The organism is Diplocloster agilis, from assembly GCF_019042275.1.
Taxonomy (GTDB): Bacteria; Bacillota; Clostridia; order Lachnospirales; family Lachnospiraceae; genus Diplocloster; species Diplocloster agilis.
This window is the reverse complement of the sequence record NZ_JAHQCW010000002.1, coordinates 1-13798: the sequence shown is the minus strand read 5'-3', so window position 1 is coordinate 13798 and position 13798 is coordinate 1. Positions and strand designations below refer to the sequence as shown.

Annotated in this window: 13 protein-coding genes; 2 read left to right on the top strand and 11 right to left on the bottom strand. The window is 50.0% G+C overall.

The window, feature by feature from the left end:
• Positions 1-239: 239 nt before the first annotated feature.
• From KTH89_RS01525 to KTH89_RS01515, 3 genes are all read right to left on the bottom strand, one after another.
• The gene (locus tag KTH89_RS01525; protein ID WP_158344251.1) at positions 240-713 is read right to left on the bottom strand and encodes a regulatory protein RecX; all 474 of its coding nucleotides are present in this window, start codon (positions 711-713) and stop codon (positions 240-242) included.
• Complete coding sequence (gene recA, locus KTH89_RS01520; RefSeq protein ID WP_158344252.1) at positions 713-1759, bottom strand: recombinase RecA; 1047 nt, start codon at positions 1757-1759, stop codon at positions 713-715. Before recA ends, KTH89_RS01525 begins: the two co-directional genes overlap by 1 nt.
• 981 nt (positions 1760-2740) lie before the next feature.
• Positions 2741-3499 carry an epoxyqueuosine reductase QueH gene (locus KTH89_RS01515; RefSeq protein ID WP_238720358.1) on the bottom strand — a complete coding sequence of 253 codons (759 nt, stop codon included), beginning with the start codon at positions 3497-3499 and terminating at the stop codon, positions 2741-2743.
• A 176-nt stretch (positions 3500-3675) separates the two neighbouring features.
• On the opposite strand from KTH89_RS01515, the gene KTH89_RS01510 reads away from it, so the two are divergent.
• Together KTH89_RS01510 and KTH89_RS01505 are read left to right on the top strand one after the other, a co-directional pair.
• Positions 3676-4443: an ABC transporter ATP-binding protein gene (locus tag KTH89_RS01510; protein WP_158344254.1), complete on the top strand. Its 768-nt coding sequence runs from the start codon at positions 3676-3678 to the stop codon at positions 4441-4443.
• On the top strand, positions 4436-5233 hold the full coding sequence (locus tag KTH89_RS01505; protein ID WP_158344279.1) for an ABC transporter permease: 798 nt from the start codon (positions 4436-4438) through the stop codon (positions 5231-5233). The genes KTH89_RS01510 and KTH89_RS01505 overlap by 8 nt, the downstream gene beginning before the upstream one ends.
• Before the next feature lie 190 nt (positions 5234-5423).
• Here the strand turns inward: KTH89_RS01505 and mce are convergent, their stop codons facing one another.
• From mce to KTH89_RS01465, 8 genes are all read right to left on the bottom strand, one after another.
• Entirely contained in the window at positions 5424-5834 is a 411-nt protein-coding gene (mce, locus tag KTH89_RS01500; RefSeq protein WP_158344255.1) for a methylmalonyl-CoA epimerase, read from the bottom strand.
• A gap of 106 nt (positions 5835-5940) precedes the next feature.
• Positions 5941-7335, bottom strand: coding sequence for an MATE family efflux transporter (locus tag KTH89_RS01495; protein WP_238720357.1), 1395 nt, complete (start codon positions 7333-7335; stop codon positions 5941-5943).
• Between the two features lie 16 nt (positions 7336-7351).
• Positions 7352-7804, bottom strand: coding sequence for a MarR family winged helix-turn-helix transcriptional regulator (locus tag KTH89_RS01490; RefSeq protein ID WP_238720356.1), 453 nt, complete (start codon positions 7802-7804; stop codon positions 7352-7354).
• Positions 7805-7993: 189 nt separating this feature from the next.
• On the bottom strand, positions 7994-8614 hold the full coding sequence (locus KTH89_RS01485; protein WP_238720355.1) for a carbohydrate-binding family 9-like protein: 621 nt from the start codon (positions 8612-8614) through the stop codon (positions 7994-7996).
• Positions 8615-8848: 234 nt separating this feature from the next.
• Entirely contained in the window at positions 8849-9874 is a 1026-nt protein-coding gene (locus tag KTH89_RS01480) for an aldose 1-epimerase family protein (protein WP_238720354.1), read from the bottom strand.
• 56 nt (positions 9875-9930) lie between these two features.
• On the bottom strand, positions 9931-10116 hold the full coding sequence (locus KTH89_RS01475) for a DUF6440 family protein (RefSeq protein WP_238720352.1): 186 nt from the start codon (positions 10114-10116) through the stop codon (positions 9931-9933).
• A gap of 197 nt (positions 10117-10313) precedes the next feature.
• Positions 10314-11684: an amidohydrolase gene (locus tag KTH89_RS01470; protein ID WP_158344261.1), complete on the bottom strand. Its 1371-nt coding sequence runs from the start codon at positions 11682-11684 to the stop codon at positions 10314-10316.
• Positions 11685-11708: 24 nt separating this feature from the next.
• Positions 11709-13475 carry an adenine deaminase gene (locus KTH89_RS01465; RefSeq protein ID WP_238720351.1) on the bottom strand — a complete coding sequence of 589 codons (1767 nt, stop codon included), beginning with the start codon at positions 13473-13475 and terminating at the stop codon, positions 11709-11711.
• Positions 13476-13798 lie beyond the last annotated feature (323 nt).

Here is a 13798-nt window from a genome sequence, read left to right as displayed (position 1 = left end):
TCTTATTTTTTTCGTTCACGGAAACAGACTAAAATAAGACAATGTAAGCAAAGGCCCATCTTATCTTAGCTATTTCACAGTATGGTTTAACTTATGCACGCTACAACTTCGATAGGGCCCACTTTCCATGGAATTACACATCCTTTCGGGATTCTCTTTGCGAGGATTTTACGTTCTTTACGTTTTCTTCATACAATTCTTTACATTTTAAAAGCTTTCACTTTATGCGAAAGCTTTTATCATTCTTCATTATAGTGACTCCTTTTGTATTTGTCAATGACGCTTCGGATATCCCGGACGGAAAATCCCCGGCGCATCAACGCCTGATACAGCTTCGAAATTTCTTTTTCATCGGCCTCCTGCCAGTTCACCCGCTTTTTCCGAAGGAAGGCTTCAATCTGCGGCGTCTCATCTATCTTCCCATATTCCTCGAAGGCATCCGCGATGACCTGACGGTCCACCCCTCTGGTCATCAGGGCCTGCTCTATCTGCCTCCGGCTCTTGTACTCCGCCTTCAGTTCAATGTAATTGGCGGCATATCGGGCATCATCTATATAATGATAGCTTTCCACATAACGGACCGCCTCATCGATCTCCTGCTCGTTAAAGTCCTGCTCTTTTAACTTAACCCGAAGCTGATGCTCTGTTCTGTCCATATGTTCTAACAGGCGAAGGGCTTTCGCCTTCGCCTGTTTCCGTTTACACTCGTCCATCAGGATTTCTCTTCCTCTGCGGCGGCCTTAGGCGTTTCATCAAGCGGAACGTCCTGCAGATCATAATGTTCTCTTACCTTGCGCTCCACTTCCGCCATAATCTCAGGATGCTCACGTAAAAAGATCTTCGCATTTTCACGTCCCTGGCCGATCTTATCTTCGTTATAGGCGTACCAGGCGCCGCTTTTATTAATAATACCCACTTCTGCGGCCAGATCCAGGACATCGCCTTCCCTGGAAATTCCCTGTCCGAACATGATATCGAACTCCGCCTCTTTAAACGGCGGCGCAATCTTATTCTTCACCACTTTGATCCGGACACGGTTTCCGATCATCTCTCCGCCCTGCTTAAGAGTCTCAATCCTTCTCACGTCCAGACGAACGGAGGAATAGAACTTCAGAGCACGTCCGCCCGTCGTGGTCTCCGGATTCCCGAACATCACGCCGACCTTCTCACGGAGCTGATTGATAAAGATCACGATACAGTTGGATTTACCGATCACCGCGGTCAGCTTCCGCAGCGCCTGGGACATCAGCCTCGCCTGAAGTCCTACGTGGGAGTCACCCATGTCTCCGTCAATCTCCGCTCTGGGCACCAGCGCGGCCACCGAGTCCACAATAATAATATCCACCGCCCCGGAACGTACCATAGTCTCCGTAATCTCCAGCGCCTGTTCCCCATTGTCCGGCTGGGAAATATATAAATTGTCAATATCCACTCCAATATTCTTCGCGTACACAGGATCCAACGCATGCTCCGCGTCAATAAAGCCTGCGATCCCGCCTCTCTTCTGCACTTCCGCTACCATATGTAAAGCAACCGTAGTCTTACCGCTGGACTCCGGGCCATATACTTCGATCACCCGGCCTCTGGGTACTCCGCCCAGCCCCAGCGCGATATCCAGACTCAAAGCCCCGGTGGGCACCGTCTCCACCTGCATATGCGCGGAGGTATCTCCAAGCTTCATCACAGAACCCTTGCCATATTGTTTCTCGATCTGCGTCAACGCCGCATCCAACGCTTTTAATTTATCTGCTTTTACCATCTGTGTTCTCCTTTTTCAAGATGCGAACTTATGTTCGTTTCACTAGTAACATATTATACTATACCATCCCAATTGTCAACCTCTTTTTTCCCTCAATAGGCATCCCTCCAATCCTCTTACACGCTTCCTTTTCCAATCACATTCTCGGGAAATTTGCCTCAATAGGCCAGATAAAAAGATACTCCGCACCGAACGGTGCACCAGAACTTACCTGCTTATTATAACCAATTTTACTGTTTCAGGCAAGGGGGGAACTTATTTGTTTTATAGCATGGGCCGGGGAGAAGCCTGGGGGTGTGGGACGGGATGGCCTGATGGCTGGGAACGGGGCTTCTTCGGGCCGGGATAAACATCCGGGGCGGGAAATGCATCGGGAGAACCTAAGCAGATCTAACTCCGAAAGGCACAAAACCCCTTATTCGCGGGTCCGGGGCAAACTCGCCAAAAAGCGGCTCAGACAGTGCCCCGGACCCACAGGGTTTTGTGCCCTTCTCCGTAAGATCTGCTAAGGTCCTCCCTCAAGCATTTCCCGCCCCGGATGTTTATCCCGGCCCGAAGAAGCCCCGTTCCCAGCCATCAGGCCATCCCGTCCCACACCCCCAGGCTTCTCCCCCTACTATGGTAAAACGGTAAGTTACTCCCTGCTGTGAGGGAATTGTGGGTTATAATTTAATCTGCTAATAAGTTGTTTTCTATTTTTCCAAAAGGTTGAAAGTGAAGAGACAGAATTTGCCTATCTGCACTTGCAACTAAGCTGTCACTAGAGTAGGGAAGGCGGATGGGCGGAGGAGCTCGGAGAGACCCGGCGGGAGCCAGGGGACGGGGGAGGAAACAGACCGGCTCCGCAAAACGCTTGAGGACGGACCTTAGCGGATCTTGTGGAGAAGGGATCAGAACCCTGCAGGGCCGGGGCACTGTCTGAGCCGTATTCTGGCGAGTTTGCCCCGGCCCTGCGAATAAAGGGTTCGGATTCCTTCGTAACTAGATCCGCTTAGGTCTGTCCGATGCGTTTTGCGGCGCCGGTCTGTTTCCTCCTCCGTCCCCTGGCTCCCGCCGGGTCTCTCCGAGCTCCTCCGCCCATCCGCCTTCCCGGCCCCCACGCTCAGCTACAGTAGATGCAGCATCCCTTTTGGAGAAGACACAGCCGCAGTAGTTTTGACGGTAGAGGCCGTACTCGGCGGATAGTTCGATGGAACGTTTGTAGCCGTTTCTTTTTTTGAAGTCGGAAGGCAGGTAGGTTATGCCGTATTCGGACCCGATTTTTTGGCCCAGTTCGTTTAGCTTGGCGGCATTTTTTAGGGGACTGATTGTCAGTGTCGTTGTGAAATAGTCGAAGCCGTTCTGTTTCGCTAAGCGGGCGGCTTCCCGAAGGCGGAGTTCGTAGCAGATGAAGCAGCGTTCTCCTCCCTCGGGAAGGTGCTCCAGGCCTTTGACGGCATCGTAGAAGGTCTGGGGGACATAGGGGCCTTCTTTGAAGGAGATCGGATAGCGCGCAGGAAGAGTGGCGATTAAACGCTTCTGCTCCTCTACGCGCTTTCGGTATTCGGCTTCGGGACTGATGTTGGGATTGTAATAGAATAGGGTTATGCGGAAGTATTCGGACAGGTATTCCAGTACGTAGCTGCTGCAGGGAGCACAGCAGCTGTGCAGGAAAAGGGATGGGACCCGCTCCTCCTTTTGAAGGGTTGTAAGCAGTTTGTCCAGTTCTTTTTGATAATTTATGTTTGTGTTTGGATTCATGTTTTCCTCCGTGGGTGTGTTTCCGGTATGTATCGGCCGGTATGCCTTCTTTTAGAGAAATCATACCGTATAGCCGGGGTTTGCGCAACCGGTATATCTTGCGAAAAACAGAAGATTTCTCTCACAAAATGGGTTTGGGGTCATATGATAAATTATAACGCGATTGGAGGAATATTATGAATCCTTTACTGGAATTAAACCATGTCAGCTATGCCTATCACAGTATGAGCGGTGAGACGCAGGCATTGTCCAATATATCTTTTCAAGTGGAAGACGGCGAGTTTATTTCGATCGTCGGTCCCAGCGGCTGCGGTAAATCCACACTTCTTTCCCTGATCTCCGGACTGATTGAGCCGGAAACCGGGAGCATTAAATTAAACGGTACCAATATTCACGATTCCAGCACGAATATCGGTTATATGCTGCAAAAAGACCATCTGTTTGAATGGCGTACCGTTTATAGTAACGTATTGCTTGGGCTTGAGATTCAGAAAAAGCTCACCTCCCGGAATAAGGACAACGTGGATTACATGTTGGAAACGTATGGTCTCCAGAAATTCCGGGACTCCAAACCATCGGAGCTTTCCGGCGGTATGCGCCAGCGGGCGGCTCTGATCCGTACATTGGCCTTGGAACCGGATCTGCTATTGCTTGACGAGCCCTTTTCGGCACTGGATTATCAGACCCGTCTTTCCGTTGGGGATGACATCGGCTCGATTATCAAGCATGAAAAAAAGACGGCTATCCTGGTTACCCATGATCTCTCCGAGGCCATCAGCCTTGGCGACCGGGTGATCATTCTGTCGAAACGCCCCGGTTCCATACGCAAAATCGTGCCGATCCATATCGACATGGAGGACCGTACCGCTTTGAAAAGCCGGAACGCACCGGAATTTAAGGATTATTTTAACCTCATCTGGAAGGAGCTGAATGACGATGAATGATCTTTCCATTTCACAGGCCAAATACCTGGCGGAACATATCCGGCACAAACGGATCGTCACGATAGCCAGAATTATGGTGTTTGTCATATTTATGCTGTTGTGGGAGGTCACCACCCGTTTACAAATTATAGATTCTTTTATCTTTAGCAGTCCGAGCAGGATTGCTACTACTTTTATTTCAATGACCAAGGACGGATCTATATTTACACACATCGGCATCACTTTGGCGGAGACGCTGGTGAGCTTTATGCTGGTTAACGTGATCGGGGTGGCCGTAGCTGTGCTGCTGTGGCTGAGCAAAAAAACTTCTGAGATCATGGAACCCTATCTGGTGGTGCTGAACAGCCTGCCGAAGTCGGCGCTGGCGCCGCTTCTGATCGTCTGGCTTGGGGCTAACACAAAAACTATTATCGTAGCCGGGATTTCGGTGGCTATTTTCGGGACCATTATCAGTATGTACGCGGGATTTGTGGAAGTGAATCCTGAGAAAATAAAATTGATTTATACACTGGGCGGCAGGAAACGGCATGCCCTGTTTAAAGTCGTACTGCCCAGCAATATTCCGAATCTGATCAGCAATATGAAGGTCAATATCGGCCTTTCTTTGGTTGGCGTGATCATCGGGGAGTTCCTGGCGGCCAGAAGGGGACTTGGGTACCTGATTATCTATGGAAGCCAGGTGTTTAAACTGGATTGGGTAATGATGTCCATCGTGATTCTGTGTATCATCGCGATGGTCCTCTATAAGCTTATCAACCTGTTGGAGAAATGTTATCTGAAACGCATATGACAAAGAACAGAACCGTAGAATTTAGTTTCTAACGGTTCTGCACGTCTACATATATTCTGCTTATCTTTCCAGACCAATCCTTATTTACGGAGGATATCATCTTTCATCTTAGCCGTCTGGTTTCCTGTCTGTCTTATGGTATTTTTATCTTCTTGTACCGTTCTTTTGTTAAAAATCCATGAAGAAATTCCTATTGTTTAGGCTTCTCACACAGCTCCAGAGATATGCCTCCCGCATCCTCCGGACTGATGAATGCGATCATGGAACCTCCTGCGCCCGGGCGGGGAACCTGATCTACCATCTTTACTCCTTTGGATTTCAGATATTCCACTGCTTCATTGATATCATCCACCTCGAGAGCAAAATGATCAATTCCGGGGCCTTTCGCCTTGAAGTATTGAGCAGTCTGGCTGTCCGGACTGGTCGCAGCTAAAAGCTCCAACTCCACATCGCCGCAGGGAATAAATACGGTTTTTGCCTCCCCTCCAGGCAAAATCTCCTCCCCATGACACTCAAGGCCCAGCAGCTCGGTATAAACCGGAAGAACTTCCTCCAGCGCGGTGGTAATGATACCGATGTGGTCTAACTTTTTTACCTTCATGTAAAAACCTCCCTTTATTTAATTATTTATATCTATTCTAGTCTTTAAACGTGGACAAGTCAATAAGGCCCCATTCCATAATTTCATTAGCCTCCGCTTCCCTTATTTATCCATTCTCTTCAACCTTCTTATAACCTGCCATTTGCATTTTTAACTTTCGGAACATCCGCAGAAATAATATCCCGGTGGTCAATACGGCGATTCCATCCGCAATCGGTTCGGCCAGGAATACCCCCATCGCCTTATCATTTACGAAATTGGGAACAATATAAATCAAAGGGATCAGCAGGATAACCTTGCGCAGGACGGCCAGGAACAAGGATGTCTTTGCATTTCCAAGCGCAATAAAGGACTGCTGGCAGGCGATCTGTATTCCGAACAGAAGGGATACGGCCATGTAGATCCGAAGCGCCCATTCCCCATAGGCCATCAGGTCCGCCTCATTTGTGAACATCCCTACCAAAAGCTGCGGTGTGACCATGGACAAAAGCCAAAGTGTACAGGAATATCCCACACATACGATTAACAGCAGGCGGAACGTTTTAGCCACCCGCTCAAAGTTACCCGCGCCATAATTGAAGCTGATGATCGGCTGCGCTCCCTGGGTCATTCCCTGCAGGGGCAGCATGGAAAACTGCATCACGCTGCTTAAAATGGCCATAGCACCCACAGCGATATCACCGCCGTATTTTAACAGCGAGGTGTTAAAGCATACGGACAGAACGCTTTCCGTAAACTGCATCACAAATGGGGATAGGCCCAATGCCAGACACGGAAGAATAATTTTGGATTCCAGACGGAAATTCTTTTTCCGTATTCGCAGATAGCTTTTGGGGGAACAGAGAAAACGGACTACCCAGACTGCGGAAACCGCCTGGGAAATGATTGTCGCAAGGGCTGCCCCCTTGACCCCCATACCGAATCCGAATATAAAAATGGGATCCAGAATAATATTGCAGACCGCGCCGATCGCTATGGTAATCATACCGGTCTTGGCGTAGCCCTGGGTATTGATAAACGCATTCAGGCCCAGCGCCAGCTGCACAAAGATCGTGCCTAACGTATAGATCCGCATGTAATCGCTCGCATATCCGATCGTATTTTCACTGGCTCCGAATACCATCAGGATGTCCCTGCCGAAGATCTGGAAGACCCCCGTCAGAATGACCGCTACAAAGACCAGGGAAACCGTACAGTTTCCGAGAATCTTTTCCGCTTCTTCCTTGTTATCCTTTCCCAGCATGATGGCCGCGCGGGGAGCCCCTCCCATGCTGACCAGGGCGGCAAAGGCGGATATAGCCATAATCACCGGCATGGTAACGCCGACTCCCGTCAGAGCCAGACTTCCCTGACCAGGGATATGGCCTATGTAGATGCGGTCTACGATGTTATAAAGTACATTGATAATCTGGGCGATGATCGTCGGCAGGGCCAGACGCAGCAGCAGCCTGCCTACACTGCCGCTGCCCAGGTCGACTTTGGTTTGTTGTTCCTGTTCCATAGTATCCTCCATTTGTTTATTGATTTCGTATGCCTTCCTGATAGGCGGTATTCAAATTCTCCGCTATTTTCTGCAGATATTTTCCAAATCGTTCTCTGTCTTCCTCGGGAAAACCGGCAAACATGACGTTCCAAAACCGCTGCTGCATGGCCAGGCCCTCTTGAACCACTTCCTCCGCCCGGCTTGACAGCTCCAAATACACCATTCGTCCATGTCCGCTTGGGGTACGGGCCAGGTATTTCTTTTTTACCAGACTGGCAATGGAAATGGAAACGTGTGATTTAGTCAGCATTCTCACCTTTACAATATCACTGGCATTGTTTTTCTCCGGATTATTGTAAAGAAACATAAGGATATCCAGTTCCATCTTTGTCAGCTTATATTTATCACAGACGGATTCCTGAAACTTTTCATAGACCTTCGATCCATATTGGTTTGACAACAGGATATCGGACGGACTTGGGATCAAGAAATACCACCGCCTCTCTCTTAGTATGTTCTAAATAGAACTTATATCACTATACGTTGATTTCTGTTTTTTGTCAATCGCACGCGAATAAAAATGCTCATGAATAAAAAAAGAGACTGTTTTTACACAGTCCCTTCGTCCGGTACACAGGAAACCTCCATATGGAGTCATGCATCAGGGATAAAAGATTCAGATCGCTTCCACCACGACCGCGTTTCCAAAAAACTGCGGCAGGTGAAAATTCGGCGTGGGATTCTCAATGGGAAAGCAGCTGGCAAAGTGCATTTGATCCGGATTTTCCCTTATTTTATAAAAATTACAGGTTATCCTGTCGCCTGCTGTCAGCCCCGGCTTTCCCTGTACCTCCTGTATAAGAGAAAATGGAATAAATAAATCTACCTGCCAGGAATCCTCAAGGACCTGTACACAGCAATCGCACGTTGCAAGAAGCTCCCCGCTTAAAAATTCCCTGTGTGCACGGTCCGGTCCGAACTGCGCCAGTACCGCTCCGGCGGAATTTATTTCAAAATTAAAATAACCGGTCCGGCTGGAATCTAAGCAAAAGAAAAATTCCATTGCGCTGTCCTGATAAACCGGTCCGTTGTTGGTATGGCAAACGGCCTCCGGCGGGATTTCCTCACAGGTCATCCGGACAGCCAGCCCCTTGTCTCTTAGCACTCCCATGCGCCCGTATGTGTTGGGACGGTAATCCCCTCCCCAATTATAATGCAGGATTTGAAATTCTTTCGCTTTTTCGATTTCTGATCTGCTATCTAAAATTAAGATCGGATAAAATATGGTGTCACACATGGTTTCCATCCTTCTGTTTTGTTCTATTTTATTTTTTTCTGTTTTCATAAGCCACGGTAGAAAAGTGTTTCGCTTGCGAAACTCTCCACCTGCGGCAGGCCGCGTAAGCGGCATTCCTTTCCGCCGCAGTGCGATTTCCCGAAGGACTTTTTTATTCTCACAGGCACACTTTCCTCGTATGGAATAAAAAAGGCAGCGGATTTTTCTATTGCTCCGCTGCCTTTTGTAAACCTCCTAAAGCTGTTGAATTTTCTCAAATTCTTCCGGCCCTTCCAGGATTTCAACCTCAATCCGGTAACGGACGGATTCCTGAGGCTCCAGATATTTCAAAGATCCGTTTGCTATGGCGTCTTCGATTCCGTCAATCGTCGCGTTGCAGGGTTCCAGACCGATCACATAGTCCCCTGCCCCCATCATCTTCCACTGTACAAAATGATCCAGCGCGGAACGCTTGAAGGCGATGGAGATTCCGATTCCCAGTTCCGGGTTATAAATGGCCGCTTTTGGCATCGGGGAGGTCATTTCGTGATAAAAGCACATCTCTTCATAGTTCGGATCCGGTTCCTGAGCCTGGTTCCAACAGTGAAGGCCTTCTGCGGAATGAGGCGTCCTGGGTATCACCTTACTGGAAGGAATGTAGATTTTTGACTCCGGCGTCAGCAGCGGATAACCGATATTCATGTGATAGAGAATCATATGGCGCGCTTTTTTATAGCCTTCGTTGGTCACCGTATCATTAATCGTGAATTTTTTCTCTTTGTAGCAGCACTTGATCTGCCGGGTTAGGGACAGCTTATCCCCGAAGAGGACCGCTTCCTGAAGTTTACCGCCGGCGATAAGGCATGCGTTTCCGTCTTCCTCCTGGATTTCATAGTGGAAGGTATCCGCCGGCGTATTGGCTACATTTCCATGCAGTCCATAGGATTTTCCTTCATATTCACAGGGGCCTCCGATATAGGACAAGCCGCCGGTTGTCAGAAAACCCGCTGTAAAACTCTTTAAAAATCCCAGTTCTTTATCATCGAAATATTCCGGCGCTACTACCCCGCAGGGTGATACGAAACTGATGTTGCATCCCATATAGCTCAGATAAGGAATGTCCATGCCCCGGCTGATGTTAATGGAAAAATTCATTCCGGAACCATTTTGAACATCCAGCAGCTTGGCCCCTTCGGCGCGTCCGTCCAGCATCTCTACCCGGTTGACCTTAAAGAGCTGGTCCATGTGTCCGGCATATCTTTTATCTTCTTTATATCCCATAGCAATCCTTCTCTCTTTTGTTATTCTATTTTACAAAAGCTTTTCTCATATTGAAATCACTCGTGATATTCCAACGGAGAGATAACAGGTTTTCCCTCTCTGTCTATTAGCGGTGTCAAACCGCCTGAATATCCGTCTAAATGATACAGATAATTAACGCCGGTTTTCTTATCGACCCAGATCTCTGTAACAGTCGTGATACCCTGCTTATACACTTTTTCAAATCTGTCTGCTGTTCCCATTGTATCCCTCCTTTTTATGATCCGTCCGGGAATGTCCGTCTTCCCAACAGACCGCATTTGAATATCTACCAGTTTAAGATTAAATCGGACTCTTGTCAATCAAAAATGGGGTTCGCAAGCCGATTCCCGCGCACTCTGCCGGATAGCGGAGAACCATGGCCTGCGAAGCCCATTTTTGAATCCGATCCCGCCCTGAATCAGTCCGCTATTTTAGTGACCGGGAACCGGTCGGGAAGATGTATTCCAGCCCTGTCATATATGGCGGCTCCCCTGGCGCTGGCTTCTTTGAGGATCGCTTCTTCATCCAGTGTCAATATCTTACGGTCGCGCATCAGCCATTTTCCATCGCACATGGTGCTTTCGATATTTGTGGAATGCATGGCGGTAACCAGCGCGGCGATCTTATCGTTCACCGGCATCATGGACGGCCCGTGAGGGTTGATTACGATCAGGTCCGCTTTCTTGCCCGGCGTCAGGCTTCCGTAGATCCGGTCGTCCAGCAATGCCCGGGCGCCGTTGATGGTGGCCATGCGCAGCACATCCTCCGAAGGGACTACCGTGGAATCCAGACGCCATCCTTTGTGGATCAGGGAGGTCAGCCACATCTCATCGACGATGTCCATCCGGTTGCTGGAGGATGCACCGTCCGTACCGATGGAGACACAGACCCCTTCCCGCAGCATTCTGGGGATCTTGGCAAAGCCCAACACCCGCATAGCGGAAGCCGGATTATGCGATACCTTGACATCGTGCTCCCGGAACATGCGGATCTCCTCATTAGTCAGCCACACCGTATGTACGGCCAGGAGATTTTTATCCAGAACCCCCAGCCGGTTCAGGTGAGTGACCGTAGGCTCTCCGTAAACCTCCTGGGTATATTCCACTTCACTTTTGGCTTCCGCTACATGCATATGGATACCGACACCGTACCGGTCAGCCATCTCCTTGGTACGAATGATCAGATCATCCGTGTTGTTGAAAATCGTACGCAGGCCGAACCAGATCTGGACCCGCCCGTCAGCGCTGTTGTGATAACGCTTCAGATCGTCCTCCTGCTGCTCCAGTTCCTGATCCGCGGTCCGCTGCCAGATTTTTGGCAGGCCCTCTCCGCAGTCCATGACAGATTTGGCCAGCTTGGCCCGCAGGCCCGCTTCTGTAACCCCTTTTACCATGCCGCTTACAAACTGTCCTCCCGGTTCCGCGAAGGACGTGACACCGGAGCGGATCAGCTCCAGGCAGCACATCAGGGTGGAATAATAAGAATCCTCCTCGGTCATATTGCTCTCATAAGGCCACATACGCTTGTGCAGCCATGTGATAAAGTCCACATCGTCTCCGACCCCGCGGCTGATCTGCTGGGAAGTATGGACGTGGGTATTGACAAAACCGGGCAGCACATAGCGGCCGTTTAACTCGATTACTTCCGCGTCCGGAGCTACCAGCTTCGGATCCACCTTCCCCACAGCCAGTATTTTATCATCCTGCACCAGGACGCTTCCGCCGTCATAAACCTGTTCCGTCTCGTTCATCGAGACGATATATCCATTTTTCAATAATGTCTGTCCCATGAATCCGGCTCCTTTCCTTACCGCTTATTCCAGTACTTCCAACACCGGATCAATGATCTGCTGGGTCAGTACATCGATAAATCCATGGTCCGTAATGGCATACATCGGCAGCGCCGCCAGGCAGATAAAGGAAAGGAACATAAACGGGATCGGAATGTTCGAGCCCATCTCATGAATCTTCGCGATCAGCGTCTTCTTCTCAGCCGCCAGTTCTTCCGCAGACAGATCCGAAAGCAGGCCGCAGACCGGATAAGCCACTTCCGCTACCACTTCTCCGCCGTCGACCGCCACCTGTCCGCCGGTCAGTTCTACGACACGGTTTACCGCAACAGCCATGTCCTCGAAATTCGTCCCCAGCACGATGATATTATGATTATCGTGACCAACCGAGGAAGCGATGGCTCCTCTTTTCAAGTTAAAGCCTCCCATGAAAGCCTTGCCGATATTGCCGTTGATACCATACCGTTCCACCTGGGCAATATAGAGAACATCCTGATCAACGTCGCACCGGATCACACCGTCCACAACCGGTAATTCCACTTCACGTCCCTGAGTAATGGGAATCCAGGGCAGCGTATCCATCACCTGAACCTTAACCCGCTTCGCTCCCTCGGGCGCATAATATTTGAAACTGTCCGCGGTGATGGGGTTCTTAAGCTTCATCGTATTCAAAAGACAGGGCTTATGGTCCGCAACCGGATAAGATACCAGAAGCTTCTCATCTTCCGTTACCAGCTTCCCGCCGGCGATTACCGTCTTCACCTTAAAATCTTCCGGCCCTGTCGTAATATTGATATCCGCTCTCTTACCGGGAGCCAGTCCGCCGATCTCCTGATCCAGCTCAAAAGCCCGGGCGGCGTTCAGAGAAACCATCTGGATCGCCTTGATAAAGTCCAGGCCGGCATTTAAAGCCACACGGACCGCGTCGTCCAGATGTCCTCGGTCCACCGCGTCTATCGTATGTAAATCGTCGGTCACGATACTGACTCTGGAAGTATCCAGCTTCTGCTCAATAATCGGTTTGATACAGTCCGCCAGTCCTCTGGCTGCGGAGCCCTCCCGTATCATCAGATTACAGCCGCCTCTTAAACGCTCCAGAGCATCCTTTGCGGATAAGGACTCGTGATCCGTACTGACACCGGCCGCCAGGCATTCATTCATGGCAGGACCGCTCATATCGGGAAGATGGCCCTGCAGCGTTTTGCCGGGCATCGATACCGCCACATCCATAGACTGCAATAAATCCGGGAAACCTGCCAGCACATAGGGACCGACGATCTCAGAGAGTCCCACCGCGTCCGGCCGTTTCAAAGCCTTTTCTATAATTTCGGTATTAAATTTACCGCCGCTGGTCTCCAAAAACGGAGAAAACGGCACATGGGATGGCACCACAAAATATAACTTAAGATCGGTCACCGCCGCCTCATCCAAAACCGCCTCAATGGCTTCCAGTCCGCCGACCACGCCTACTTCATGCAGGTCGGTCATGATCACGGTAGTCCCGTGTTTTAACATAATCTCCGCGTACGGGCGGATCGAAAGGCTTGAGCTCTCCGGATGGATATGCCCGTCAATAAATCCGGGCGTAATATAGTTCCCGCCTGCATCAATGATACGGGTATCCGGGCCAACCGTATACGCCACGTCCCCCACCGCCGCGATCTGTCCGCCGGAAACCGCCACACCGCCGTCATAAATCTCACCGGAATAGACATTCACGATCTTGCCGTTTTGCACCACAAGATCCGCCGGTTTCCGTCCGCCTGCCACTGCTAGTAAATCTTTGTTCATGATTACCCAACTCCTTTTCGTTTGTTGTTTGAATCTGCCACACCTTTTGTGAAGCAACAGCCGTTCTCAGTACCGCGCCCAAAAACCAGACACCCCCGACCCCGACTGTTTCTGACCATGACATCAAAAATTACTGACACTCTCATTATAGTCGAATCCGCAGCCAATCTCAATCCTTTTCAGGAGCATTTTCCGCCTTTGGATCAGTTGGGGGGCTCTTTTTTACTTGGGGCCGGAGCGGACAGTCGCAGGGAGCGGTTCCGGGGGAGGGCCGGCCTTTCACGGGAGCCTAACCGCATCGGCCAGGCTCCCGTGAAAGGCCG

Bases quoted from the DNA above. Each gene is read 5' to 3' on its own strand.
- KTH89_RS01515 (WP_238720358.1), bottom strand. From the start codon at position 3,499: ATGAATCCAAACACAAACATAAATTATCAAAAAGAACTGGACAAACTG.
- KTH89_RS01470 (WP_158344261.1), bottom strand. From the start codon at position 11,684: ATGGGACAGACATTATTGAAAAATGGATATATCGTCTCGATGAACGAG.
- KTH89_RS01505 (WP_158344279.1), top strand. From the start codon at position 4,436: ATGAATGATCTTTCCATTTCACAGGCCAAATACCTGGCGGAACATATC.
- KTH89_RS01495 (WP_238720357.1), bottom strand. From the start codon at position 7,335: ATGGAACAGGAACAACAAACCAAAGTCGACCTGGGCAGCGGCAGTGTA.
- recA (WP_158344252.1), bottom strand. From the start codon at position 1,759: ATGGTAAAAGCAGATAAATTAAAAGCGTTGGATGCGGCGTTGACGCAG.
- KTH89_RS01510 (WP_158344254.1), top strand. From the start codon at position 3,676: ATGAATCCTTTACTGGAATTAAACCATGTCAGCTATGCCTATCACAGT.
- KTH89_RS01480 (WP_238720354.1), bottom strand. From the start codon at position 9,874: ATGGGATATAAAGAAGATAAAAGATATGCCGGACACATGGACCAGCTC.
- KTH89_RS01465 (WP_238720351.1), bottom strand. From the start codon at position 13,475: ATGAACAAAGATTTACTAGCAGTGGCAGGCGGACGGAAACCGGCGGAT.
- mce (WP_158344255.1), bottom strand. From the start codon at position 5,834: ATGAAGGTAAAAAAGTTAGACCACATCGGTATCATTACCACCGCGCTG.
- KTH89_RS01485 (WP_238720355.1), bottom strand. From the start codon at position 8,614: ATGTGTGACACCATATTTTATCCGATCTTAATTTTAGATAGCAGATCA.
- KTH89_RS01525 (WP_158344251.1), bottom strand. From the start codon at position 713: ATGGACGAGTGTAAACGGAAACAGGCGAAGGCGAAAGCCCTTCGCCTG.
- KTH89_RS01475 (WP_238720352.1), bottom strand. From the start codon at position 10,116: ATGGGAACAGCAGACAGATTTGAAAAAGTGTATAAGCAGGGTATCACG.